General features: G+C 32.0%; 30 protein-coding genes and 1 pseudogene. 16 read left to right on the plus strand and 15 right to left on the minus strand.

Going from position 1 to position 21,114, the window contains the following annotated elements; genetic code table 11:
* Positions 1 to 204 precede the first annotated feature (204 nt).
* From DN393_RS12180 to DN393_RS12210, 7 genes are read right to left on the minus strand one after another with little or no spacing between them, the layout of a single operon-like run.
* Positions 205 to 345, minus strand: coding sequence for a YrzI family small protein (locus DN393_RS12180; RefSeq protein ID WP_064473550.1), 141 nt, complete (start codon positions 343 to 345; stop codon positions 205 to 207).
* A gap of 25 nt (positions 346 to 370) precedes the next feature.
* The gene (locus DN393_RS12185; protein ID WP_000669812.1) at positions 371 to 511 is read right to left on the minus strand and encodes a YrzI family small protein; all 141 of its coding nucleotides are present in this window, start codon (positions 509 to 511) and stop codon (positions 371 to 373) included.
* A gap of 25 nt (positions 512 to 536) precedes the next feature.
* A complete protein-coding gene (locus tag DN393_RS12190; protein ID WP_000668981.1) occupies positions 537 to 680 on the minus strand; it encodes a YrzI family small protein in 144 nt (47 codons plus the stop codon).
* Between the two features lie 26 nt (positions 681 to 706).
* Positions 707 to 850, minus strand: coding sequence for a YrzI family small protein (locus tag DN393_RS12195; RefSeq protein WP_098111721.1), 144 nt, complete (start codon positions 848 to 850; stop codon positions 707 to 709).
* Positions 851 to 876: 26 nt separating this feature from the next.
* Positions 877 to 1,020, minus strand: a complete 144-nt coding sequence (locus tag DN393_RS12200) for a YrzI family small protein (protein WP_017560126.1) — start codon at positions 1,018 to 1,020, stop codon at positions 877 to 879.
* 28 nt (positions 1,021 to 1,048) lie between these two features.
* Complete coding sequence (locus DN393_RS12205; protein ID WP_064475571.1) at positions 1,049 to 1,192, minus strand: YrzI family small protein; 144 nt, start codon at positions 1,190 to 1,192, stop codon at positions 1,049 to 1,051.
* Positions 1,193 to 1,219: 27 nt separating this feature from the next.
* The gene (locus tag DN393_RS12210; protein WP_000156189.1) at positions 1,220 to 1,360 is read right to left on the minus strand and encodes a YrzI family small protein; all 141 of its coding nucleotides are present in this window, start codon (positions 1,358 to 1,360) and stop codon (positions 1,220 to 1,222) included.
* 439 nt (positions 1,361 to 1,799) lie between these two features.
* On the opposite strand from DN393_RS12210, the pseudogene DN393_RS12215 reads away from it, so the two are divergent.
* The 6 genes and pseudogenes from DN393_RS12215 to DN393_RS12240 all read left to right on the plus strand — a co-directional run bounded on the left by DN393_RS12215 (position 1,800) and on the right by DN393_RS12240 (position 5,677).
* A pseudogene (locus DN393_RS12215) lies at positions 1,800 to 2,394 on the plus strand (DUF4825 domain-containing protein).
* Between the two features lie 216 nt (positions 2,395 to 2,610).
* On the plus strand, positions 2,611 to 2,985 hold the full coding sequence (locus tag DN393_RS12220; RefSeq protein ID WP_000805192.1) for a GntR family transcriptional regulator: 375 nt from the start codon (positions 2,611 to 2,613) through the stop codon (positions 2,983 to 2,985).
* A 2-nt stretch (positions 2,986 to 2,987) separates the two neighbouring features.
* Positions 2,988 to 3,860 carry an ABC transporter ATP-binding protein gene (locus tag DN393_RS12225; protein ID WP_064475570.1) on the plus strand — a complete coding sequence of 291 codons (873 nt, stop codon included), beginning with the start codon at positions 2,988 to 2,990 and terminating at the stop codon, positions 3,858 to 3,860.
* Complete coding sequence (locus DN393_RS12230) at positions 3,857 to 4,501, plus strand: DUF4052 family protein (RefSeq protein ID WP_149173536.1); 645 nt, start codon at positions 3,857 to 3,859, stop codon at positions 4,499 to 4,501. Before DN393_RS12225 ends, DN393_RS12230 begins: the two co-directional genes overlap by 4 nt.
* A gap of 68 nt (positions 4,502 to 4,569) precedes the next feature.
* Positions 4,570 to 5,049 carry a CcdC family protein gene (locus DN393_RS12235; protein ID WP_064475568.1) on the plus strand — a complete coding sequence of 160 codons (480 nt, stop codon included), beginning with the start codon at positions 4,570 to 4,572 and terminating at the stop codon, positions 5,047 to 5,049.
* A 118-nt stretch (positions 5,050 to 5,167) separates the two neighbouring features.
* On the plus strand, positions 5,168 to 5,677 hold the full coding sequence (locus DN393_RS12240; RefSeq protein WP_064475567.1) for a 2'-5' RNA ligase family protein: 510 nt from the start codon (positions 5,168 to 5,170) through the stop codon (positions 5,675 to 5,677).
* 6 nt (positions 5,678 to 5,683) lie between these two features.
* Here DN393_RS12240 and coaW read toward each other — a convergent pair whose 3' ends face one another.
* The 7 genes from coaW to DN393_RS12280 all read right to left on the minus strand — a co-directional run bounded on the left by coaW (position 5,684) and on the right by DN393_RS12280 (position 11,427).
* Positions 5,684 to 6,514, minus strand: coding sequence for a type II pantothenate kinase (gene coaW / locus DN393_RS12245; RefSeq protein WP_088046644.1), 831 nt, complete (start codon positions 6,512 to 6,514; stop codon positions 5,684 to 5,686).
* A 93-nt stretch (positions 6,515 to 6,607) separates the two neighbouring features.
* Entirely contained in the window at positions 6,608 to 7,006 is a 399-nt protein-coding gene (locus DN393_RS12250; protein WP_098102550.1) for a 3-hydroxyacyl-ACP dehydratase FabZ family protein, read from the minus strand.
* Between the two features lie 56 nt (positions 7,007 to 7,062).
* Positions 7,063 to 8,262 carry an LL-diaminopimelate aminotransferase gene (locus tag DN393_RS12255; protein WP_064475564.1) on the minus strand — a complete coding sequence of 400 codons (1,200 nt, stop codon included), beginning with the start codon at positions 8,260 to 8,262 and terminating at the stop codon, positions 7,063 to 7,065.
* Positions 8,263 to 8,795: 533 nt separating this feature from the next.
* A complete protein-coding gene (locus tag DN393_RS12265; protein ID WP_064475563.1) occupies positions 8,796 to 9,158 on the minus strand; it encodes a hypothetical protein in 363 nt (120 codons plus the stop codon).
* Between the two features lie 170 nt (positions 9,159 to 9,328).
* The gene (locus DN393_RS12270; RefSeq protein ID WP_370458089.1) at positions 9,329 to 9,616 is read right to left on the minus strand and encodes a hypothetical protein; all 288 of its coding nucleotides are present in this window, start codon (positions 9,614 to 9,616) and stop codon (positions 9,329 to 9,331) included.
* Between the two features lie 165 nt (positions 9,617 to 9,781).
* The gene (locus DN393_RS12275; RefSeq protein ID WP_000269247.1) at positions 9,782 to 10,984 is read right to left on the minus strand and encodes an MFS transporter; all 1,203 of its coding nucleotides are present in this window, start codon (positions 10,982 to 10,984) and stop codon (positions 9,782 to 9,784) included.
* Positions 10,985 to 11,274: 290 nt separating this feature from the next.
* Positions 11,275 to 11,427 (minus strand): YqbF domain-containing protein, encoded by a 153-nt coding sequence (locus tag DN393_RS12280; protein ID WP_071723536.1) that lies wholly within the window; start codon positions 11,425 to 11,427, stop codon positions 11,275 to 11,277.
* Between the two features lie 478 nt (positions 11,428 to 11,905).
* On the opposite strand from DN393_RS12280, the gene DN393_RS12285 reads away from it, so the two are divergent.
* From DN393_RS12285 to DN393_RS12320, 8 genes are all read left to right on the plus strand, one after another.
* Positions 11,906 to 12,274, plus strand: coding sequence for a hypothetical protein (locus DN393_RS12285; protein WP_098103617.1), 369 nt, complete (start codon positions 11,906 to 11,908; stop codon positions 12,272 to 12,274).
* Between the two features lie 196 nt (positions 12,275 to 12,470).
* On the plus strand, positions 12,471 to 13,256 hold the full coding sequence (locus tag DN393_RS12290; protein ID WP_064475560.1) for a class I SAM-dependent methyltransferase: 786 nt from the start codon (positions 12,471 to 12,473) through the stop codon (positions 13,254 to 13,256).
* A 69-nt stretch (positions 13,257 to 13,325) separates the two neighbouring features.
* Positions 13,326 to 13,514, plus strand: a complete 189-nt coding sequence (locus tag DN393_RS12295) for a DUF3970 family protein (protein WP_064475559.1) — start codon at positions 13,326 to 13,328, stop codon at positions 13,512 to 13,514.
* A gap of 77 nt (positions 13,515 to 13,591) precedes the next feature.
* Positions 13,592 to 14,557, plus strand: coding sequence for a nucleoside hydrolase (locus tag DN393_RS12300; protein WP_064475558.1), 966 nt, complete (start codon positions 13,592 to 13,594; stop codon positions 14,555 to 14,557).
* A gap of 165 nt (positions 14,558 to 14,722) precedes the next feature.
* A complete protein-coding gene (locus DN393_RS12305; RefSeq protein ID WP_064475557.1) occupies positions 14,723 to 14,965 on the plus strand; it encodes a GlsB/YeaQ/YmgE family stress response membrane protein in 243 nt (80 codons plus the stop codon).
* 77 nt (positions 14,966 to 15,042) lie between these two features.
* Positions 15,043 to 15,438, plus strand: a complete 396-nt coding sequence (locus DN393_RS12310) for a hypothetical protein (protein ID WP_000847586.1) — start codon at positions 15,043 to 15,045, stop codon at positions 15,436 to 15,438.
* A 219-nt stretch (positions 15,439 to 15,657) separates the two neighbouring features.
* Positions 15,658 to 16,515, plus strand: coding sequence for a gluzincin family metallopeptidase (locus DN393_RS12315; RefSeq protein ID WP_064475556.1), 858 nt, complete (start codon positions 15,658 to 15,660; stop codon positions 16,513 to 16,515).
* A gap of 17 nt (positions 16,516 to 16,532) precedes the next feature.
* The gene (locus DN393_RS12320) at positions 16,533 to 17,201 is read left to right on the plus strand and encodes a YjgB family protein (protein WP_064475555.1); all 669 of its coding nucleotides are present in this window, start codon (positions 16,533 to 16,535) and stop codon (positions 17,199 to 17,201) included.
* Positions 17,202 to 17,266: 65 nt separating this feature from the next.
* Here the strand turns inward: DN393_RS12320 and DN393_RS12325 are convergent, their stop codons facing one another.
* Complete coding sequence (locus DN393_RS12325) at positions 17,267 to 18,493, minus strand: MDR family MFS transporter (RefSeq protein WP_064475554.1); 1,227 nt, start codon at positions 18,491 to 18,493, stop codon at positions 17,267 to 17,269.
* A 101-nt stretch (positions 18,494 to 18,594) separates the two neighbouring features.
* Between DN393_RS12325 and DN393_RS12330 the strand changes: the two genes are divergently transcribed.
* Positions 18,595 to 20,331: an ABC transporter substrate-binding protein gene (locus DN393_RS12330; protein WP_149173537.1), complete on the plus strand. Its 1,737-nt coding sequence runs from the start codon at positions 18,595 to 18,597 to the stop codon at positions 20,329 to 20,331.
* A 159-nt stretch (positions 20,332 to 20,490) separates the two neighbouring features.
* Positions 20,491 to 21,114: a YhbD family protein gene (locus DN393_RS12335; protein WP_149173538.1), complete on the plus strand. Its 624-nt coding sequence runs from the start codon at positions 20,491 to 20,493 to the stop codon at positions 21,112 to 21,114.

Consider the following 21,114-nt stretch of genomic DNA (forward strand, 5'->3'; position numbering starts at 1 on the left):
TGTATCTTTTGTTTATTACTCAACATTAAAAGTGTACGGGTGTAATTTTATTATATATTTATTACACATCAAATATAACGATATACTTGTGTGATAGTATGTCTATAAAACTATGTGGAATCCCTCTGAACTATCCAAATCATTTCTTTAGAACGTGCTATCAACATCATAATCGACTCCTTTCAATTTTTATATTTTAAAGATTTATAGGTGAGAGTAGTATTTGCTTCTACGATCTCGAATTTCGTCTATAACCTGTTTATATTGTTGTTCTTGTTTTAATTCCGCATCAGAATAGTTTTTTTTCTGAATTGTAATTGTTAAAAAGAAAAGGTGAAACTTCATGATACATTCCTCCTTTCGAAAGGAATTATAGATGGCTACAGTAGTGACTTTGACGTTCTTTTACATCCTCCATAGCTTTATTAATTTGATGGTCATGCAATATCTCACTGTCTGAGAACTTAGTTTTTTGAATGGTGATCGTTAAAAAGAATACTTTAAATTTCATATGTTTTTTCCCCTTTAAAAGTTATTTAGAAAAGGCGGCTGTAATAAGAAGCTTGACGCTCTTTCACTTCGCCCATAATAGTTTGAATGTGTTGCTCACGCAAAATTTCTTGCTGTGAAAGCTTACGCTTTTGAATGGTAATCGTTAAAAAGAATGCTTTAAATTTCATTAGGATATTGCTCCTTTAAAAGTTATTTAGAAAAGACGGCTGTAATAAGAAGCTTGACGCTCTTTCACTTCACCCATAATAGTTTGAATGTGTTGCTCACGCAAAATCTCACTTTGAGAAAGCTTACGTTTTTGAATGGTGATTGTTAAAAAGAATGCTTTGAATTTCATTAGGATATTGCTCCTTTAAAAGTTATTTAGAAAAGACGGCTGTAATAAGAAGCTTGGTGCTCTTTCACTTCGTCCATAATAGTTTGAATGTGTTGCTCACGCAAAATCTCACTTTGAGAAAGCTTACGTTTTTGAATGGTGATTGTTAAAAAGAATGCTTTAAATTTCATGAAGGTATTGCTCCTTAAAAATATATTTTTAATACATTTGCGTATAGTATGAACTTTTAATGTCAGTCATTTTATCAGTCAGTTGCTTTAATTGTTGTTTACGAATGATTTCATCTTCAGATAAAGTCTTTTTCTGAAGTACAGTTGTAAAAAAGAAAATATGAAAAGCCATAAATGAATTCCTCCTCTCGAAAAGGAATTACAGGTGATCACAATAAAGCGCTTGGCGCTCCTTAACATCATTCATAGCTTTTTCAATTTGCTCGTTATGAAAAATTTCATCTTTGGAAATTGTATTTCTTTGAATCGTAATACTTAAAAACAATACGCTAATAGTCATCGAATGTTGCTCCTTTCTTTAAAAAATAATATAAGAGGCTAAAAAATCGCACAAAAAAGCCACAGGAAGATATAGTTCTCCTACGGCTGGGCGTCAAAAAGCCACAGGAAAGTATACGACCTCCTGTGGCGAATTTATGAATTAATAGAAATAAAGTGCGATTTTCAATTCTCCATTAGGGTGGTCGAATTCATATTTAATTGTCCGAAAAACAAAGGTGCAGTTAACGCTAAAGTTAAAGCATGTAATTGTAATTTCATCATTTCCTTCGACCTCCTTTTAGAATTTTTTCTTACGTTAGTAAGTATATACAATTAATGGATAATTGTAAACATAAAAATCGAAAATTTTTAATTTTGATTAAAATGCGTATATTTTAAAGGGTTTTGAGAAGAAGTATTGTAATGAACGAAATATCGATAATAATGGGGGATGCTAAATGAAATATATGCATCGTAATGTGGTTGTTATGCTAACAATTTTTTTAATTATTTCTGCTTGTTCTAGCGGAGAAAGAATAAAAGAAATATCTGATATTGAACCTGGTGCTTTTAAGAAATATGCTGGGACATATGTTTGATAATAACTCAGATGTGGTTGCAATTCTTAATCATTTACCTGGTGGTGAAACATTTCAAAGTATAAGTTTAGAGAATGAAAGTATAAAGGTAAACTATGGTGCAAGAGGGATTGGAGCCCTTACAGAAGATATGGTTGAGACATATTGGTTTGATGGTAAGGATACGATGGAGAAGAATTTTCTCTTTAACGTTATTTATCTAGCGATTTTAGTACCAAATGCAAAAGGTTAGGAGTTTCAAGTAGAAAATAAAAAATTTAAAATAAAAAGAGAAGAAATACTATCAATCTTGTATGAAAAATTTAATGATTTTCCAAAAGAAGATGATATATGGGATAAAAAGAAAGGAGTAAAGTTCCTTAACGATAATAACGAAAAAATTACAATGCTTATGAATGATAAAGATTTTTGGAAATCTTTATTTGCTAAATATCCAGTGCAGCAGTTGGAATGATGGGAGGAGAAAGGGTGGAGTTAGTATACAAAATTACTTATTATCGAATGCAGGATCATTATTTACCTAAGTTAGTACAGAGAATTGTTAGTAAGAGAGTCATTCTTAAACGAATGACTCTCTTTTTTTGTAAAAGAAATTTATGGAAATAAATATTTTTATGTGATATGGTTAGTTACATAAGTAATGAACCTATGAACCTAAGGTGGTGAAATTATGAAACCTACTCTGGAACAAAATAAATTAATATACTTACAAATTGCAGAAACGATTGAATCTGATATTTTAAAAGACATATTACTTGAAGAAGAACAGGTTCCATCAACAAATCAATTTGCAAAGATGTTACAAATAAACCCAGCTACTGCAGCTAAAGGGGTAAATGTATTAGTGGATGAAGGGATTCTATATAAAAAGAGAGGGATCGGGATGTTTGTTGCAAAGGGAGCGAAAGAAGTCGTACTTAAAAAAAGACAAAATACTTTTATGACTGAATATTTACCTAAAGTGTGGGAAGAAGCAAAAGTACTAGAAATATCCAAAGATGAATTGATGGATATGATTCAAAAAATTACGAAGGAGGGGAAATAGGTATGATTGCACTTAAAACGAAGGATATAACGAAAAAATATAAAAAGAAAGTAGCGGTAAATGAAGTAACGATTTCTTTGGAAGAGCATAAAATATATGGTTTGCTCGGTAGAAACGGAGCAGGAAAAACGACTCTATTAAATTTACTTGCAGGACAAATTACTTCAAGTAGTGGTAGCGTATCAATATTTGGTGAAAATGTTTTTGAAAATAGTAAAGCGATGCAAAATATTTGTTTTGTTAGAGTGAAAGAAGAAGCACATTTAAGTTATAAAGTAAAAGAAATCTTTAAGATGTGCAGCATGTTTTATAAAAACTGGGATGGAAAGTACGCTGAAGAACTCGCTGATAAATTTCAGCTTAATATGACAATGAAATATCATAAACTATCACACGGCATGCAAACAGTCGTCGGAATTATTCAAGGTCTAGCAAGTAGAGCACCAATTACTATTTTTGATGAACCGACTACCGGTTTAGACGCAGCACATCGTGAGTTATTTTATAATTTACTACTAGAAGATTACGGTGGATATCCACGAACAATTATATTATCAACTCATTTAGTAGAAGAAGTCACTCATGTTATTGAAGATGTAATCATCATAAAAGTAGGCGCACTTGTTGTTCAATCATCGGTGGAAGATTTATTGCAAAAAGCTCATATTATTTCAGGGAAAAAAGATAAAGTAGATGAATTTTCGATTAATAAAAAAGTAATAAATCGAGAAGTTTATGGAAATAAGGGGATTGCTGTTATATGGGAAGAACTTTCTAATGAAGATTATTACTCTCTTGAAAAAGAAGGTTTAGTAATTAATAGAATTACATTACAAAAACTATTTATACACATAACGGGTGGTGAAGTGAAATGACGATGTTAATGAAGCAGTTGAAGTTACATATAAATTTTCATTATAAAGCAATTATCATATTTTGGATTACAGCATTACTTATAAAAGGAATCACAAGTGTAATGGATTTAAATGATATAAGAGAAGGATTTTTACAACATATATTAAATAATCCTTCGATTGTAATTACATTGTTTATAGTAGTAAGTACTTTTATTATACAGGATGATGTGTTTCGTTTAGCAGTTTCATTTGGAGTAACGCGATTACAGTTTTTCATTGGATCAGTTTGCTATATCATATTACAAGCTGCGGTTTTCTCATTCCTTCAAGTGATTTTTTTACAAAATACATTGTATAGAACAGTAAATAGTAGTTTAGGAGAACACTCAGTTAAACAGTTTATTGTACAACTATTATTGTATGTTACAATAGCAACTTTCTTTCAAGTAGCAGTAGTGATTAAGAAACGTTTTAAGTGGATTGGTCTTATGATAGGCGGAACATTTTTTATATCATTGAATAGTGTGCTTTATGCAGACGTAGGAATACAGGATTTAAATTCTACATCTAATCTATCTTTAATAGATATCCCATACTTTATTGTCATTTCAATTATATTAACTATCGTCTATATCGTGACTAGCGGTATATTTATTTAAAAAGTATCATTTGAGCAAACAATTTAAAGTGTAATTAAGTAAATATTTTGGGAGAGTAGGAAAAACAAATGAGAGATACATCTTCACTCGTTACAGTCTTTTTATGCATTGCACTACTAATACTCTGGCGTCGTTATCGTTCTATGTATAAGCCAATAAAGGGCAGTGGGATACGTATTTTGTGGCCATTACTATTTTTAACACCTGGTGTTTTATGGTTTTTTGGTCCCGTACATCCAGCTATTTTACAAGGTATAATAGCAGCATTCATTGGGGTTCTTTTCGCCGTACCACTTATAGTTTTAACAAATTATGAGCGAAGAGATGATGGGAATATTTATACGAAAAAAAGTGCAGCCTTTTTAATTACTTTTATTGCACTTGTCGTTTTAAGATACGGTTCAAGACAATATATTGTTGACTTAGATCAACAAACGATTGGTTTATTATTTTATGTTATTGCAGTATCGTATATTATCCCTTGGAGAATAGCTAGTTATATAAAGTTTAGGAAAGTTTGGCGGGAAAATAGTAATCATGCTTTATAAGAAAAAACTTTTCTTTTGAGAAGTTTTTTCTTTTTATATGTAATTGAAATCATTTGTTGAAGTGCAAGCTACCATACAATATGATGAATATAAAAAAGAGAAAGTAGGGGATATAAAAATGCGTACAATTTTACTTTTTCTAAACGACATGTCTATTAATGAAATAGAGGACATTAGGAAACAACATGATCCTTTATTCGGTTTAATCCCACCGCATATTACAATTGTATTCCCATTTGAAAGCTCGACTTCAAATGATGAGCTGAAATTACATATTTTAAAATTATCAAAAGAGATACAGGAGATAGAAATTGAATTTGCGAATCAAATTACGAGTGAAGGGGAATATTTATTTTTACGAGTTGAAAAGGGGCAAAAACAAATAGAAGAACTTCATGATATGCTGTATACAGGCGCTTTATTACAATTTTTGAAAGAAGATATTTCGTACATACCGCATGTAACAGTCGGGAGAAAAGAAAGTACTGAGTTAGCTGCTGAAGTAGCTAAGGAAATTAAGAGTTTCCCTGAAAAGTTACAATGTGTAATTGATAGAATTAGTGTAGAGCGAATTGGAGAAAACGGGAAATCGATTATTGAATTTGAAGTACCGTTGCAAAAAAGCTGACAAAAGTCAGCTTTTTTTATTCGTAACATGAAGTAAAGCACCAATCGCACCGCTATTACCACCATCTCGTAAAAAGATTGGTGTTTTATTTTGATATTTTGTGTAGTTACTAATAATATTTTGAAGGTGTACGTTATTACATAGAGTGGAACCAATATAAATAATATGGTCAATGTTTTTTGTTTCGGCGAATTGAAGGCTTAATGCAGTAACGACTTCACCTACAAGCCCTTGCACAGTTGCTAGTATATCAGCACTACTAAAATTTGAATCTGTTTTGGTAGCTTTTCCGAAATTGCTTGCAGTTAAGCTATTATCAATAGGAGAGAGAATGCCACCATAAATATCTCCAACCGTAATATCTAGTTCTTTTCTAGAACCTACTTTTGTTAAAGGAATCACATCTTCAAAATAGTCTATATTTGTTAACAATTTTGAAAGCCCCATAATAGTACCACCGCCAACACCGGTTCCACCAGCGCGAATATATTGGTCATTATAAACGTAATGAATGGAAGTACCTGTACCGATATTTGTTAATATAAAGTTATTTATATCATATTTTTCTTTTTTTAATATGTATTGGACACCTATTAGAGTAGCTTCAAATTCGTTTCGTTCTACTATTTTATATGAGTGTGAAAGTAGTTGCTGTAATTGTTTTGCTTTACCACCTGTAATACATATTTGTTTTATACGAGTGTTTTTCTTAAGCCAATTTATTATTTTATCTTGTTCATTTGAATAAAATTTTTCAAAAGCTAATTGCTTTTGTTCGTTCAAATAAGCAATTTTCGTTAATGTTCCTCCGGCATCGATACCGATAGTACTTTCCATTTTCATGACCCCTAACCAAGTAATTTATTTACTCTGTTCATATTAGTGAAACGAATTTGTAGGAGTGAGATATCCCGACGAATTACATCATCTCTATTCTGCTTGATATATTAATAGTTTTTCTATAGTTACAATCGGCTGATCGTTAACAGTTGCAGTACCTTTACCGAGAATAAAACCTCGTCGATTACGAGTTAGCTCATAATGTAAATCAAGCTTATCACCGGGAAATGCGTTTCCATGGAATTCAACCCCATCTAATGAGGAGAGGAAGCCTAGCCCTTCAGAGTCACTTGTATGTACAAATGGACTAAGCTGAGCAAGTGCTTCTACAATTAACATATGAGGCATATGTTTTTGATTATCATTTATAAACCACTCATTATTTGAAATGAGTTTATATCCCGTAACGGATTGACTATGGATTATATTTGTTACTTTATCAATCATTAAAAAAGGATAACGATGAGGAAGAGTGTCTTTAATATGCATATGAAAGTACCTCCAATAAATAATACCCCTGCTACAGTTAAGCAGGGGAGTTATCATTAATTTTTAACTAATTCATTTATTTTTTCAAGAGAAAAAATACCGCTATTTCTAATGTTTTCAACAACTTGTTGTAACACTTCTTTATCTTGAACAAGTGCAATACGTACAAAGCCTTCTCCATGAGGTCCAAATGCATGACCTGGTGTAACAACGACATTCGCACGATCCATTAATGCATAAGCGAAATCTATAGAAGTCCAGCCTTTCGGAATTTCGGCCCAGACGAACATACTACCAGCTGGTTTATCAACATTCCAACCAAATGTTCGGAATCCATCAACTAAAGTATCTCTACGTTCTTGATAAATACCGCGATTTTTCTCACAAAACGCAGCGCCATTTCTTAGTGCCGCTGATGCCGCTTTTTGAATTGGTAAAAACACACCATAATCTGTATTTGATTTAAATTGAGTAAGTGCACGAACAATTTCTTCGTTTCCAATCATATATCCAATACGGCTACCTGCTAAACTATAACTTTTTGATAAAGAGTTGATTTCTACTCCAACTTCTTTAGCACCAGGTACAGAGAGGAAGCTAATTGGTTTATTGCCATCAAAATAAAATTCAGCATAAGCAAAATCATGGACAACAATAATGTTATGCTTTTTCGCAAATGCGATTACCTCTTTAAAGAAATCTGCATGAGCCATTGCTGGAACTGGATTCCCTGGGAAGTTTAAAATCATCATCTTTGCTTGATCAGCAATATCTTCGGGGATAGCTGCTAAATTAGGTAAGAATTCATTTTCTTTCTTTAATGGCATGTAGTAAGATGTTGCACCAGCCATTTGAATTCCAGTTTCATAAGCTGTATATCCTGGATCCGGAACTAATATAATATCTCCCGGATTTGCATAAACCATAGGTAAGTGAACGAGTCCGTCCTGTGAACCCATTAATAATAAAACTTCTTTATTGGCATTTAATTTAACGTTATGAGTGTTGTTGTAATATTCAGTTACAGCTTCGTGAAATTCTTGAATACCACTTAATGTGTATCCGTAGCTTTCTTTTTTACTTGCTGTATGTACCATTTCTTCTCTTACGAAGTCAGCAGGCGGCATATCAGGATTCCCGATACTTAAATCAATCATTTTGTGACCTGCTGCAATTTTTTCTTTTTTATAAGCCCCTAATTCACTAAATATAGAAGATTGGAATGCTTTCATTCTAGTTGCTAACGTGTAAGTCATCAAAACCCCTCCTAAAAACAGTGTTTTCTTTCTGCGTTTTTAATTATTCTGAAAACACATGTTTACATTTTATCATTTTTTTATGAAAATTAAAACGATTGACAAATTTAGAGGGAGGATTAGTCTTTTTTGAAAGGGCGTTGTAAATAAGGATTGGTTAACTGAATTGTTTATTATATATTTCTATACGGTTTAGGATGTTTTATAGTTTTTATTAAGTATATCCCGCATATTTTGGATGAAAAAGAACATGAAAACGAGGCCTAATATACCACTAAGCCAATAGTATGAATTTCCTGTCGAGAATCTTTCATAAAATGAAAGTGCACTCCATAGGATTAGGATAATGGAACAGATTGTTGATACAATTAATGAACTTAAACTTCTCAAAAAAAGCACCTCGCATTAAAATATTGTTATTATATAATACTACATTTAAATTTAAAGATTTAAAAGAGGGAAATGTTTTTGGGGAGGTTTTGTAAATTAAAAATAACGCAGAAAATATTTTCTGCGTCTTATATGAAGTGTAATCATTTCTTTTTATATGTACATAACTTTTCCACTGCATAAAAGTATACATTTAATTTGCCATCGACAACTTTTAAAGTTTGATCCGATGTAAATGAGTTACCATAATCAATGTGATATACATTAGAATTCTTTACAAATGAGCCTTTGTATAAATCTTCTTTTTCCTTTGATGTTTGCATCTCAACTAAATATTGAACAATTTTTTCTTTCTTTTCTTCTTTTACAACTGTTTCAAATTTATAAGATGCAGGGCAAAGACCATTTTTGTTGTCAACGACTTCCCAAGAACCGTATATATCATTATTGCTACATCCGCTAAGTAGAACGATGAATATTGGAATAATTAATAGAATCTTTTTCATTTTGTACTCCTTTCTTTTCATTTTCAATAAACGTGCGAATACGATACAAATATTGTAATAAATAAAGTTTAAATTTTTATAAAGAATTATTTAATTTCACATAAAAATTTTGGGAGAATTGAAAAAGCATGAATCTAGTATAAAGTCAGATTCATGCAGAGTACTATAGCCTATGTTATGTCTCTTTTGAGGAAAAATAATGAGGAAAGTAGGATCATTATTCCATTTAAAATATATATAATTGCAACAATGAAGGCTAGCCCACCTGCGCCAAATCCAGCTTTATCAAATATAGAAGCGAATGCTAAGGTAGCAAAAAAAACAATAGGAGTTATCAGTAAAAATATGAAACCTGCGATAATTCTTCTTTTAAAGTTATGTCCAGATAAGGAAATAGCTAAAAAGTTTATGATGCTAAACAGAGCTAATACAAAAATAAAGATACTAAATAACTGCATAACATCAGACAATTTCGCACCTCCTGTATATATCATGTTAGTATACTGTATTCGAAAGCGAAAGAGGGTACTCCTTTAAATAATTACAATAAACGTAATAAATAAGGCTTTATATAACAAAGACGCATGGATTAATCAAATATGATCCATGCGTCTTTGTTTATGTTATAAATTCGCAGATTGCGAAGGTTGTTTTTCATATTGTTTCTGTTTAGATAATGAAATGAAAATAATTAATAATGAAATCACACCGAAAATGAGAACCATATATTGCAATCCAATCGTATCTAAGAAGAAGCCTGTGCCGAGTAAGACAATTTGGAACATAACTCTCTCAAACATATTACGGAATGAGAAGAGACGACCATGATAGCTTTTTTCCACTTTCGTTTGGAAAATTGTCGACATAATAGGGAAGAAGCAACCAACACTAAAACCAAATAAACCAAATGATGTAAGAGACATCCATTTTATATCGCTAAAGAACAAGGAAAGATGTGCAAAAGCGGTACAAACAGCGAAGAAATATAATAATTTTTCAGGTTTGAAATGGTCAGATAAACGTTTAATAACGAAGGCCCCTAACATAAATGCTACACCTTCAATGGTATATATAAAGCCTTTAATCGTTGGATCATGTTGCATTTCACTAATGTTGATTACCATTAAATTAAATCCGGCTATAAATAATAGAGGGATAATACTTAATATAAGTGCTGTAAAAGCAATAGGAATTCCTTTTAAAATACGAAAGACTTCCATAAAGCTATTATCTTTCGCAGCTTGTTTACTTGGTGTTGTTGATTTCTTATCTTCGAATTGTAGGAAGAAAGTTGAGAGGAATAATAAAGCGTATGCTGCCATTGAGAAGGCATACATATACTGTAAACTCATTACAACTAAAAGAATTCCACCTAGTGAAGTACCTGCAATACGAGCGATTGTACCTACATTCATATGTACACCGTTCATCTGTAATAACTCATGCTCACGTACGATGAGTGGAATTACAGATTGTAATGCAGGGAAGTAAAATGCTGCAGAAATTTGAAGAGCAACCATAAATGCAATCATAAAGGCAATACTTTCAAATTGGATAGCGAAAAACATAAAAATAACACTAATAACGCGACCGAACCCAGCATAAAGAAGAACTTTTTTCTTTTCATATTGATCGATAATACGACCGGCCATAGGACCAACTAGTACACCAGCTAATAGTCCGATGAATAATATAACTGATTTCATGAAATCAGAAGGGACATATTTTTGCATAAATTCAAGGTTGCCAAGAATACCAAGCCATAGCCCTAGACCAGCAATAAACTCCCCAATTAACACAATCCAAACATTTTTATTACGCCACATAATGTAAAACCTCTCCGTCTTTTAAAATGAAAAACTCGTATATAAAACCTCCTTATTTTATGTATAATTTATAACGAACTTTTTTAGAGTCAGAGTCTATATTACGTGTTTCATGAGTGGATTTCAATCTTTTTGATTTGTCAAAAATTTGATGTGTTAATAGATGAAACAAGTAAGTCAAAATGCATACAACCAATGATTACATATTCATTGAAATTAAGGATAAATAAAATAAAAGCATCAAGAAAATATCACAATTAAATGATATTTTTCTTGATGCTTTTAATACATCAGGCTGAATATTCTTCTTTACGTACTTCGAAAAATTCATTACGACGTAAGTAATTATAAACTTTCTCGGAAACCTTTTCTTCTTCAGACATTAAGAAACGATGATCAAAAGCATAGAATGATTGACCTTTAATTAATTTTACGTAGTATATTTTACACGCCTCCTCTAGCATAATTGGAACTTAATTGATATTATGATGGCCTATATGCTTGTTAATCATACTTGGAGTTTCAAAGGATAGGAACTAAACAAATTACAAAACATTACAAAATTGTAATGTTTTTGTCACGTTTTCCGATAGTTAAAAATAACCAATCTCTTCTATACTACAAATAAGTTACATAAAATAAGGGGGTAAAAAGATGGATGAAGTAATTGGAGAAGTTGTAGCAGGTATTTGTGAATTTGTAGTTGAAGTAACGGCAGATGCTATTGGGAATTTAGTTTCCGGGAATGATGAGGAAAAAGAAACATTATAATAGTTTGTAAAAGTATACAGATGATCCAAATATAAAGGTTGATTTCTAAAAGGGAGTCAGCTTTTTTATTTTTTACATTATATTAATTTTATTTGAATATTCATTTGTTATTATGTTTGTGAAACTCATAAAGGAGGTGAATAAATAAAGATGTCGAATTTAGGATCTGATTTATCTAATTCTTGTTTAATTATGGCGAATGTAGACGAAAGGGAATATCATTTTATTATACGTGAACATCCGATTTTAGGGAAAATTATATCGCTACTTGAAAATGGAAAAGAATATGGTTTAATAGATAAACAAATCGCTAATAAAGATAATTTTATTAAATCGGAGCTTATTAAATTAGATTATTTTAACATAGATGTTCTACAGCATACACCTGGATGGATATGGATTGGTATGGATCAATTTGGTTTACATGCTCGTGAGGCTACTTATAACGAAGTAGACGTTATTATGAAGTTGAAAGAGGATTTATATTATATAGATGTATATGAAAAAGTAAAAATGTAATAAATATTTAGTCAGGTTAGGGGACAAGTTCCCGTAGCCTTTTTTGTTTAGTAATAAAACGTAACATTAATATTATATCGATGATAGGACAGCATGATAAGAAGTAAGCTGAAAAGAGGATTTGAAAATACATAAAGAGAACTTTAATTATTACATGAATCTTATATGTAAGTAACAATAGAAAGAAGATGATAAAATGAGTAAAGAAGAGCTTGTAAAACAACAGTTTGGTAATAATGCGGAAAAGTATGTAAAAAGTAAAATTCATGCAAAAGGACCGGATTTACAATATGTAGTTCAACAAGTAGAGTCTCGTCATAATAATCGTCTTCTTGATATTGCTACTGGCGGTGGACATGTTGCGAATGTATTAGCTCCATTGTTTAAAGAAGTAGTTGCCTTAGACTTAACAGAAAAAATGTTAGAGAATGCAAAAAACTTTATTATAAGTAATGGATATGAAAATGTATCTTTTGTCGCTGGAAACGCTGAAAGTTTACCGTTTGCCGATAGTTCTTTTGATACGATTACATGCCGAATTGCAGCACATCATTTTACGAATCCAGCTCAGTTTATTTATGAAGTAAATCGTACGTTAGAACATAATGGATTGTTTATTTTGATAGATAATGTTTCACCGGAAAATAATGAATTTGATACATTTTATAATTTTATAGAAAAAAAGCGAGATCCGAGTCATGAACGAGCGCTGAAAAAAACAGAATGGATTACCATGTTAGAAAAAAACGGTTTGCAAATGCAATCATGCCTTACTTTTGACAAGAAATTTGAATTTGACTGGTGGTGCGATATGATGAATGTACCTTTGCAGAAACGTATGAAATTAACAGAATGTATGATGAAAACACCAGTTGAAATGCAAGAATTCTTTAATATTCAAATTGAAAATAATAAAATAAATTCGTTTTATACTGAAATGGCATTGTTTGTATGCAAAAAAAGCGCGACATTAAAAAGATAAATTTCTTGCAGTCTTTTCAAAGTACGTTATACTTAGTACAGAGAAAATGAGAATTGAGGAAATATAATAATGATTCGCGTACGTATTGAAGGAACTGAAGAAGAAATGCTTGAATTTATGGAGAAAATTCCAGATATTCCTGGATTTGAAAAAACACATATGAGAGAACCGAGAAAAGGAAATAATCCAAAATACGATTCAAGTAAAAATGTACTAGCATATTTATCTTATAAAAAGATTGAAGTCGCCAATAAATAGGTGGCTTTTTTAGTTTGTACCGTTTCACAGCCTTGTCTTTTTCACATAATAATAGTAGTAGACTATGCTGAAGAGGGGTGAGGATAGTTAATAAGAAAATCATCTTTTTTGGAGACTTTGGTATTGACGATGCTGTGGCGTTAATTTATGCAAATAAAACATGTAAATTAGATATTATAGGTATTGTTGCTGAATATGGGAATGTATCGCGAGAGATTGTAACGGAAAATGTGTATTTTTTAGAAAGATACTATGCTACAGAAGTAAAAATCATTGAGGGTGCAGCAAGACCGATGACAGCAGAAGAACCTTTATTCTTTCCTGAAATTCATGGAGATCACGGTTTAGGTCCAATTATTCCACCTGATATGAGGATTTGTAAACGGGAAAATTTTTGTGAATTAATTAAATTAATTGAGCCTTGTCCAGAAGATATCATTATTGTAGCGACAGGACGATTAACAACATTGGCAACGTTATTTTTATTATATCCAAATGTCATGGATAAGGTATGTTCGTATTATATTATGGGTGGTGCTTTTTTATTTCCTGGTAACGTTACTCCTGTATCAGAAGCGAATTTTTATGGAGATCCAATCGCCGCAAATATTGTTATGAAGTACGCAAAGAATGCGACTATTTATCCGTTAAATGTAACACAAGACGCTCTAATTACTCCTGAAATGTTGGATATGATTAATAAAGAAGGAACAGGGCAGGCAAAACTCATTAAACCAATGATCGATTTTTATTATGAGAACTTTTATAAAAAAGAATACCCGGGTATTGCTGGAAGTCCAATTCACGATTTACTTCCGTTCATTTCTTTTATAAATGATGATATTTTTGAATATAAAAAATCTGCAGTTTGGATTAGTACGACAAATGACGTAACAAGAGGACAAAGTGTGGCAGACTTTAGAAAAATAGCTGAGCCGACAACGTTTGATAATAGGCCTATCCAAAAAATTGCAGTTGGTTTTAACTATCTGGCTTTTAAAGAAGAATTTATGCGAACGATATTAAAGCCTGATTGTCCTTAATATGTGGAACTGTATAAATTGTCAGTTCAAAAAAGATCGTTCACTGTTTTGAACTAACTTAGTGGTTAAGCTGTATGAATAACTTATGGAAAATGTAACATAACTAATGGTAAGCAATTGTTTCTAATTATATTTTGATTGGTGAAATATAAAGGAGGTTATCATATGATTTGGTCTTTAATCGTTGGTGGTTTATTAGGATGGTTTGCAAGCTTAATTACTGGAAGAGACGTACCAGGTGGTGTAATTGGTAATATTATTGCTGGTATTATCGGTTCTTGGGTTGGTACGAAATTACTTGGTAGTTTTGGCCCTGTAATAGGCGGGTTTGCAATTATTCCAGCTTTAATCGGTGCGATTATTTTAATTTTCATCGTAAGCTTTTTATTACGAGCAATGCGGAAATGAATGTACGGACTGTTTACATTTGTAAGCAGTCCTTTTTATATGTTATGCTAGTATTATACAATCAGGAGGTGTCAGCATTGAAAACATTTACAGTAAATTTCCATCAAGAAGATAATGCTAAAGCGACAACAGTACATAAATTAAGTGAAGAGGACTTCAATAAAGCAACAGAAAAAGGCACTCGTCATCTATTTGATTTAGATACAAACGTTGGATTCTTCGTATTCTTTGATGCAGAAGATGCAGAAGGTAATGATCAATACTTAATGTTACAATACGAAGGGGATCATGAAGAGCCAACTGCGTGCTACGGATTTGATTTAAAATTATACTATCAATTTTTAGCACTATACTTAAATGATCTTGAATTCCACGGTGAAACAGATGAGGAAGAGGAAGAGTATGGCCCAATTCATCATTTAGCTCACTTACTTTATCATATTGTTGAAGATGGTAAATCAATCGAAGTGTAAAAATACATATGTAAAGCTGTCCTTTTTGGGCAGCTTTTTTTATTATTATAATAAATGTTATGATTTGCATAATGGTAAATGGATTTCTGATGGTGATAAATGGTTTGATTAAACAGAAAAAGCAACAAAGAAGACTCATCTTTCTTTGTTGCTTTTTCTACGTTTCAGGAAGGATTGCAGTGTAAATGGCGAGAAGGGATATATAAGGAGATGGAAAAAATGATAAATAATACAATTCCAAGTTTTTTAAAATTATGGGAAAGTAACGATGTAGAATTAGCAGTCCTCAACCAATACTTTACTTCGTATCCAGAGATATTTGAAGAATACTTTAAGTATCATTGTCCACATACGAGAGAACGAGTTTCTAATGCCATTAAACAATATCCCGCAAAAATAGAAGAAATTCGTATCATTGCAGAAACATTACCGACTATTATTCAAGAAATAACGAATGAATATCATTATAAATATAACTTTGATGTAAATATGAATTTTCATCTATTTGTTGGAGCTTTTGGCTCTAATGCATTTGTAGAAAGGGAAATTATTGGAGACATATTTTTTGCGGCAGAAAAATTATCTCCAGATGTAAATCACCTTCGTGTTATTGTCGCTCACGAAATAGGACATATATATCATAATGTTATGTTACACAATGATGGAATGGATTGGGGGAAAGCCGATTGGACTGACGGATCAGTTAATTTGTATCGTGAAGGTGTTGCAACATATTTATCAAAGCAAATTATGAGAGGTTTAAATGAATCAGTGTACTACTCATATAACAATGATGGCGAACGTTGGTTACAATGCTATATAGAAAATGAAGAACAAATAAAGAATCGTTTTTTGGAAGATTATATAGAAGGATGGACGTTTGAAAAAGAGAAAGAGTGGTTTCGGTTATCTGGAGGACAGTATTTTGGATACAACCGACTCGGTTATTTTTTAGGAACAGCTTTTGTAGAATATGTTGTACAAGTATTGGGAGAGAGTGAAGCATTTACTTTTTGGAACAAACACAATTTGAAAAGCGGTGTCATGGATTGGTTATCGAAAGGAATAAGATTATAATAGGGGGGCTGAAATGTATGAAAGTGTATGTAAAGATAGCTATGTTATTTCTCGCTTTTACATGCATATTTGCATTAGTAGCATGTAAAGGGACAGACGAAAAAAAGGAAACAAACCCAACCTCGGAAAATAGTAAAAACGAACAAAATAATTCTTCTGAAGAAAAGAAAGAGCCTGAAGTAAAATCAAATAATGAAGGATCAGAAAAAACAAAGACAGATTCAAGCACGAAAGATACAGTTATAAATCAAAAATCAATTAACCACATTAAAGATTTGTTTGAACTAGCGAAAGAAGGAAAAGTACCTAATGTTCCGTTCGCAGCACATACAGGTGATATTGAAGAAATAGAAAAAGATTGGGGTAAAGCAGATAAAACGGAACAAGCAGGCAACGGAATGTACGCTACCTTTACAAATAAAAATGTTTCCTTCGGTTTTAATAAAGGATCACAAGTTTTTGATGTACGCTCCTATCATGCAGAGCTAAAATTAATTACATTACAAGAAATAGAGAAAGCATTAGGAAAACCAGCTTCAGTTAAAGTAAATGGGGAAGATAAAATATACGTATATAAAGTAAACAATCAGTTTGAGTTAAAATTCATTATTCCAAAATCGACTGGTAAGGTAAATCATATTTCGGTATTTTCACCAGAAGATAGTATTAATAAAATGGCAGGGTAATAAAAAAGGGTGTCACAAAAGTCTCGAGACTTTTGTGACATCCTTCTTTTTATAAAGAAAGCATCCTATAAAATATGAGGGGTATGCTCCGAAACGTCTTTATTTATTTTATTACGTTCTACATTATGAATAAACAGTGCTTGAATAATCCCTCCCATTATTAAGAAACAAGCGCAAATATAAAATAGCATGCTACCGTTTAGTTTACTTAATAAAACCGCACCAAGTACAGGACCGCACGTACGAGATATATCCCAATGTAACCCGTAAATTGAAAAATACAATCCACGCTTATCTGTAGGAGCGATTTCTGAAACGAATCGAAGTAAATGGTTTAAGGCAATACTTTCCCCAATGACTAAAAAAAGTAAAGTGAAGAATAGTGACGTGATTGTTGCTGAAATCCCGTAGCCAATTGCAGCTATTGTATAGCAGGTATAAGAAATAAGAATAATTTTCGCCATAGAAAATCGTTCAGACCATTTCACAAGGAAAACTTGCAGGAAGATTTCCATTATAGCCTTGCATGTTGAAATAAAAGCGAGCATGAATACGAAATCTGGAAATATATCTTTAGCGAAAATGCGATAATTTGTCTCAGTTTGAGCATAAAAAAAGCTAATAGGGAGTGTAGTAATCATAAGTCCTAAAACGGCGTAATGCTTGCTTACAAATTGTTTTGAAGATGATACTTCAACTTTTTGCTTTGGCTTTATAAATACTGGAGCGGTTTCTGGAAGCTGCGTCCATACAACTACTGCATATACCATAAGTGTAATGCTTTGCATTATAAATAAATATTCAGGGTGAGTACGATAAAAGATAGCACCAATTATTGGACCGATTACGGAACCAATTGCAGCCATCGTATGCAAAAGAGCAAAAATTTCTGCTTGTTGTTTTTGTGTTGATAAATCAGCAATTTGTGCACGTTGAGCGGGAATATATAGGGAACGGCCAACCCCATTTATGACGTAAAGCAAAGCAAATATAAAAACAGATTGAGCAAAGATGAAGCTACCGATTGCAACGCCTTGTAGCAATAAGCCGAGTAACATAATTTTCTTTCGCCCATATTTATCAGTAATTCCCCCAGCAATAAGTGTAAATACAATGTCTGATAGTGGTTGTAGTCCAAAGATGAGCATAGTTATTATTATATTACCGTTTAACATTTTATTAACGTAAATAATCATAATAAGAGCTAACATGGATTCGGTTGTTCGGGTTAATAATTCGCCGCACAGTCTTATAATAATTGGTTTATTATAACGTAGTAAGAGATTGTTCAATATTAATTCCTCCTTTCTATATTGAAATGATAAGATGAAAGGAGAAGTGGAAAAAGGGTAGAAACAAAAGGGGTTATTTTTCACCTTTTAGGGGGATTATGATGTTTATTTTAGATCAGTATATTGCACTATGGTGTACCTATGGTAAAGGGAGACAAGAAGGAGAACAATTAGAAGTAACCGTACAAATGATAGCAGAAACATTATTTTGTACGGAGCGTAATAGTAAATTAATAATAAAAAAATTAGAAGAGTTAAATTGGATCGCTTGGTTTCCAGGGCGCGGAAGAGGGAATCGTTCTAAATTAATATTTCAAAAGCAACCGATGACATTGATTTTAGACAGAGGAAAAGAACTAACGAAAAAAGGGGATGTGAAAAGTGGAATCTCATTTGTGGAACGCTACAGCTCACAATTTCCATCAGTAAAGAAAGAATATGAAGCTTGGGTAGATTCAATATTTGGTCATAAAATAGAAAGGACACCTGATGGAAGAAAAGATGTACTTCGGTTGCAAGTACAAATGAATCTAGACATCGCTTTAGATCCGGTATACGCTACGATGCGCTCAGAATGTCATATGGTTAAACATATTTTTGATACACTCGTATATGTGAATGAGGAAACAAATTGTATAGAGCCAAGACTTGCTTTTCACTGGCAATATAATGACGCTGAAAAGGTTTGGACATTTTATTTAAGAAAAGGCGTTCATCTTCATAATAGAAAACGACTTACCGCACATGATGTTATACATTCATTAAATCGATTTATGAAAGCGGAAAACAACCCACACGCATGGATGTTGCAACATGTTAAAAATGTCCATGCAGTGGATGAATTTGTTGTTGAAATTCAATTACATACGGAAAATAGGATGTTTTTACATATGCTAAGTGCAGAACAGTGTTCTATCGTACATGAAGATGAAAAAGGAAGCTTTATTGGTACAGGTCCTTTTATATTACGTGAGAAAAATGCACAGTTATTTGTATTAGAAGTGCATGATTTATATTATCGTGAAAGACCTTTTCTTGACCGAATTGAACTAATGAATGTAGAGCAAAATGTAAATACGTATGATGTATTAGTAAAGACGCAGTATAAAGATAAAGAAAAGCCCAATAAAGAGTTGTCTCGGCTTGAATCGAACGTGACATATGTAACGTGCAATCTTGTAAAAGAAGGGCCAATGCAAGATGAGTTGTTTCGAAAGGCGCTTTATAAAATTATTCATGGCGATAAAATTGTTCAAGAGCTCTGCGGCGAACGTGGAGAAGTGGCAAAGAAACTAATATTAGCAAATGAAAGCATAGTAGAGATTGAGGAAGATATAGCTAGTTTAATTAAAAGGAGTACGTACCATTATGAAGTGCTACAACTCTACACATTTACAGGACAAGATCACGTAGAAGATGCACAATGGATACAGAAAGAGTGTGCGAAGTACGGGATTCGTGTAGAAAATAATTTTCTTGAAGTTGAAGAGTTATTGGAAATCAGTACGATACAAAAGGCTGATATGATGCATGATAGTGCAACAATTAGCGAACGAATAGAAGATAGTCTGCTATATATGTTTCTTACAAAAAATAGTTTTATTCATGGGCAAAGCAGCATGGACTTTCATAAAAAGTTCTCCCCTTATTTTAAAGAAGAACATTTAGAGAATAGAGTTACATTGTTACGCAATATTGAGGACACTTTGTTGCGTCACATTCATATTATTCCTTTATATCGTAACAAACAACAAGTAACTTCTCACGAAAAAGTACAAAATATAATGATTAATTCACAAGGGTGGATTGATTTTTATGAAATATGGTTTACATGCTGATATATAAGGGTTTTTACGCATTTTATAGGATGCGTGAGAACCTTATTTTTTTGTGTGAAAGAGGGTTGTTTTACACATTGTTACGCTACTTATGATAAAAGTCTATTTACAACGTAACAGTGTTATGTTACGTTGTTATCAGGAAGGAGTGTTATACAGTTGAGTACAGATTTAATTTCAAAAAAAGATTTATTAGAACTAACTGGTATTTCATACGGACAGTTATATAGGTGGAAAAGAAAAAATTTAATACCGGAAGATTGGTTTGTACGAAAATCAACATTCACGGGTCAAGAGACATTTTTTCCGAAAGAAAAGATATTAGAGCGTATTGATAAAATCCAAACGATGAAAGAAGATTTATCACTTGATGAACTAGCAAATATGTTTTCACCGAGTGTAAGAGAAATTCTTTTAACAAAAGAAGACGTCTTACGTAAAGGAATTGCATCAGAGCCAGTTTTACAATTCTTCATAGAACAAACGAATAAAACAACAGAGTTTCAATTTGTAAATATTCTTTATGTGTATATGTTAGAAGAATTACTACAATCGGGAGAGATTAGTTTAGAAGAAGGAAAAATGGTCTTGCAAGTTTTACGTGAAAATTATGAGGCGATTAAGCATAAAACTTGTGACTTAATCATCGTCCGAAAGTTAGGGATTTCTACATGTTTCTTAGTTTCAAACGTGGACGATTTAATTTTTGAAAAAGGTACCAAAATAGTTTTACGCGAAGCGATTATGAAATATACCGAAGCATTAAAAACGAAACTGTTGTAG

The sequence above is a fragment of the Bacillus sp. BPN334 genome (assembly GCF_008368885.1).
GTDB lineage: Bacteria > Bacillota > Bacilli > Bacillales > Bacillaceae_G > Bacillus_A > Bacillus_A wiedmannii.

Bases quoted from the DNA above. Each gene is read 5' to 3' on its own strand.
- DN393_RS12290 (WP_064475560.1), top strand. From the start codon at position 12,471: ATGAGTAAAGAAGAGCTTGTAAAACAACAGTTTGGTAATAATGCGGAA.
- DN393_RS12190 (WP_000668981.1), bottom strand. From the start codon at position 680: ATGAAATTTAAAGCATTCTTTTTAACGATTACCATTCAAAAGCGTAAG.
- DN393_RS12180 (WP_064473550.1), bottom strand. From the start codon at position 345: ATGAAGTTTCACCTTTTCTTTTTAACAATTACAATTCAGAAAAAAAAC.
- DN393_RS12330 (WP_149173537.1), top strand. From the start codon at position 18,595: ATGTTTATTTTAGATCAGTATATTGCACTATGGTGTACCTATGGTAAA.
- DN393_RS12205 (WP_064475571.1), bottom strand. From the start codon at position 1,192: ATGGCTTTTCATATTTTCTTTTTTACAACTGTACTTCAGAAAAAGACT.
- DN393_RS12250 (WP_098102550.1), bottom strand. From the start codon at position 7,006: ATGCATATTAAAGACACTCTTCCTCATCGTTATCCTTTTTTAATGATT.
- DN393_RS12185 (WP_000669812.1), bottom strand. From the start codon at position 511: ATGAAATTTAAAGTATTCTTTTTAACGATCACCATTCAAAAAACTAAG.
- DN393_RS12315 (WP_064475556.1), top strand. From the start codon at position 15,658: ATGATAAATAATACAATTCCAAGTTTTTTAAAATTATGGGAAAGTAAC.
- coaW (WP_088046644.1), bottom strand. From the start codon at position 6,514: ATGGAAAGTACTATCGGTATCGATGCCGGAGGAACATTAACGAAAATT.
- DN393_RS12235 (WP_064475568.1), top strand. From the start codon at position 4,570: ATGAGAGATACATCTTCACTCGTTACAGTCTTTTTATGCATTGCACTA.
- DN393_RS12295 (WP_064475559.1), top strand. From the start codon at position 13,326: ATGATTCGCGTACGTATTGAAGGAACTGAAGAAGAAATGCTTGAATTT.
- DN393_RS12255 (WP_064475564.1), bottom strand. From the start codon at position 8,262: ATGACTTACACGTTAGCAACTAGAATGAAAGCATTCCAATCTTCTATA.
- DN393_RS12285 (WP_098103617.1), top strand. From the start codon at position 11,906: ATGTCGAATTTAGGATCTGATTTATCTAATTCTTGTTTAATTATGGCG.
- DN393_RS12225 (WP_064475570.1), top strand. From the start codon at position 2,988: ATGATTGCACTTAAAACGAAGGATATAACGAAAAAATATAAAAAGAAA.
- DN393_RS12220 (WP_000805192.1), top strand. From the start codon at position 2,611: ATGAAACCTACTCTGGAACAAAATAAATTAATATACTTACAAATTGCA.
- DN393_RS12265 (WP_064475563.1), bottom strand. From the start codon at position 9,158: ATGAAAAAGATTCTATTAATTATTCCAATATTCATCGTTCTACTTAGC.
- DN393_RS12240 (WP_064475567.1), top strand. From the start codon at position 5,168: ATGCGTACAATTTTACTTTTTCTAAACGACATGTCTATTAATGAAATA.
- DN393_RS12305 (WP_064475557.1), top strand. From the start codon at position 14,723: ATGATTTGGTCTTTAATCGTTGGTGGTTTATTAGGATGGTTTGCAAGC.
- DN393_RS12275 (WP_000269247.1), bottom strand. From the start codon at position 10,984: ATGTGGCGTAATAAAAATGTTTGGATTGTGTTAATTGGGGAGTTTATT.
- DN393_RS12210 (WP_000156189.1), bottom strand. From the start codon at position 1,360: ATGACTATTAGCGTATTGTTTTTAAGTATTACGATTCAAAGAAATACA.
- DN393_RS12200 (WP_017560126.1), bottom strand. From the start codon at position 1,020: ATGAAATTTAAAGCATTCTTTTTAACAATCACCATTCAAAAACGTAAG.
- DN393_RS12320 (WP_064475555.1), top strand. From the start codon at position 16,533: ATGAAAGTGTATGTAAAGATAGCTATGTTATTTCTCGCTTTTACATGC.
- DN393_RS12195 (WP_098111721.1), bottom strand. From the start codon at position 850: ATGAAATTCAAAGCATTCTTTTTAACAATCACCATTCAAAAACGTAAG.
- DN393_RS12270 (WP_370458089.1), bottom strand. From the start codon at position 9,616: ATGCAGTTATTTAGTATCTTTATTTTTGTATTAGCTCTGTTTAGCATC.
- DN393_RS12230 (WP_149173536.1), top strand. From the start codon at position 3,857: ATGACGATGTTAATGAAGCAGTTGAAGTTACATATAAATTTTCATTAT.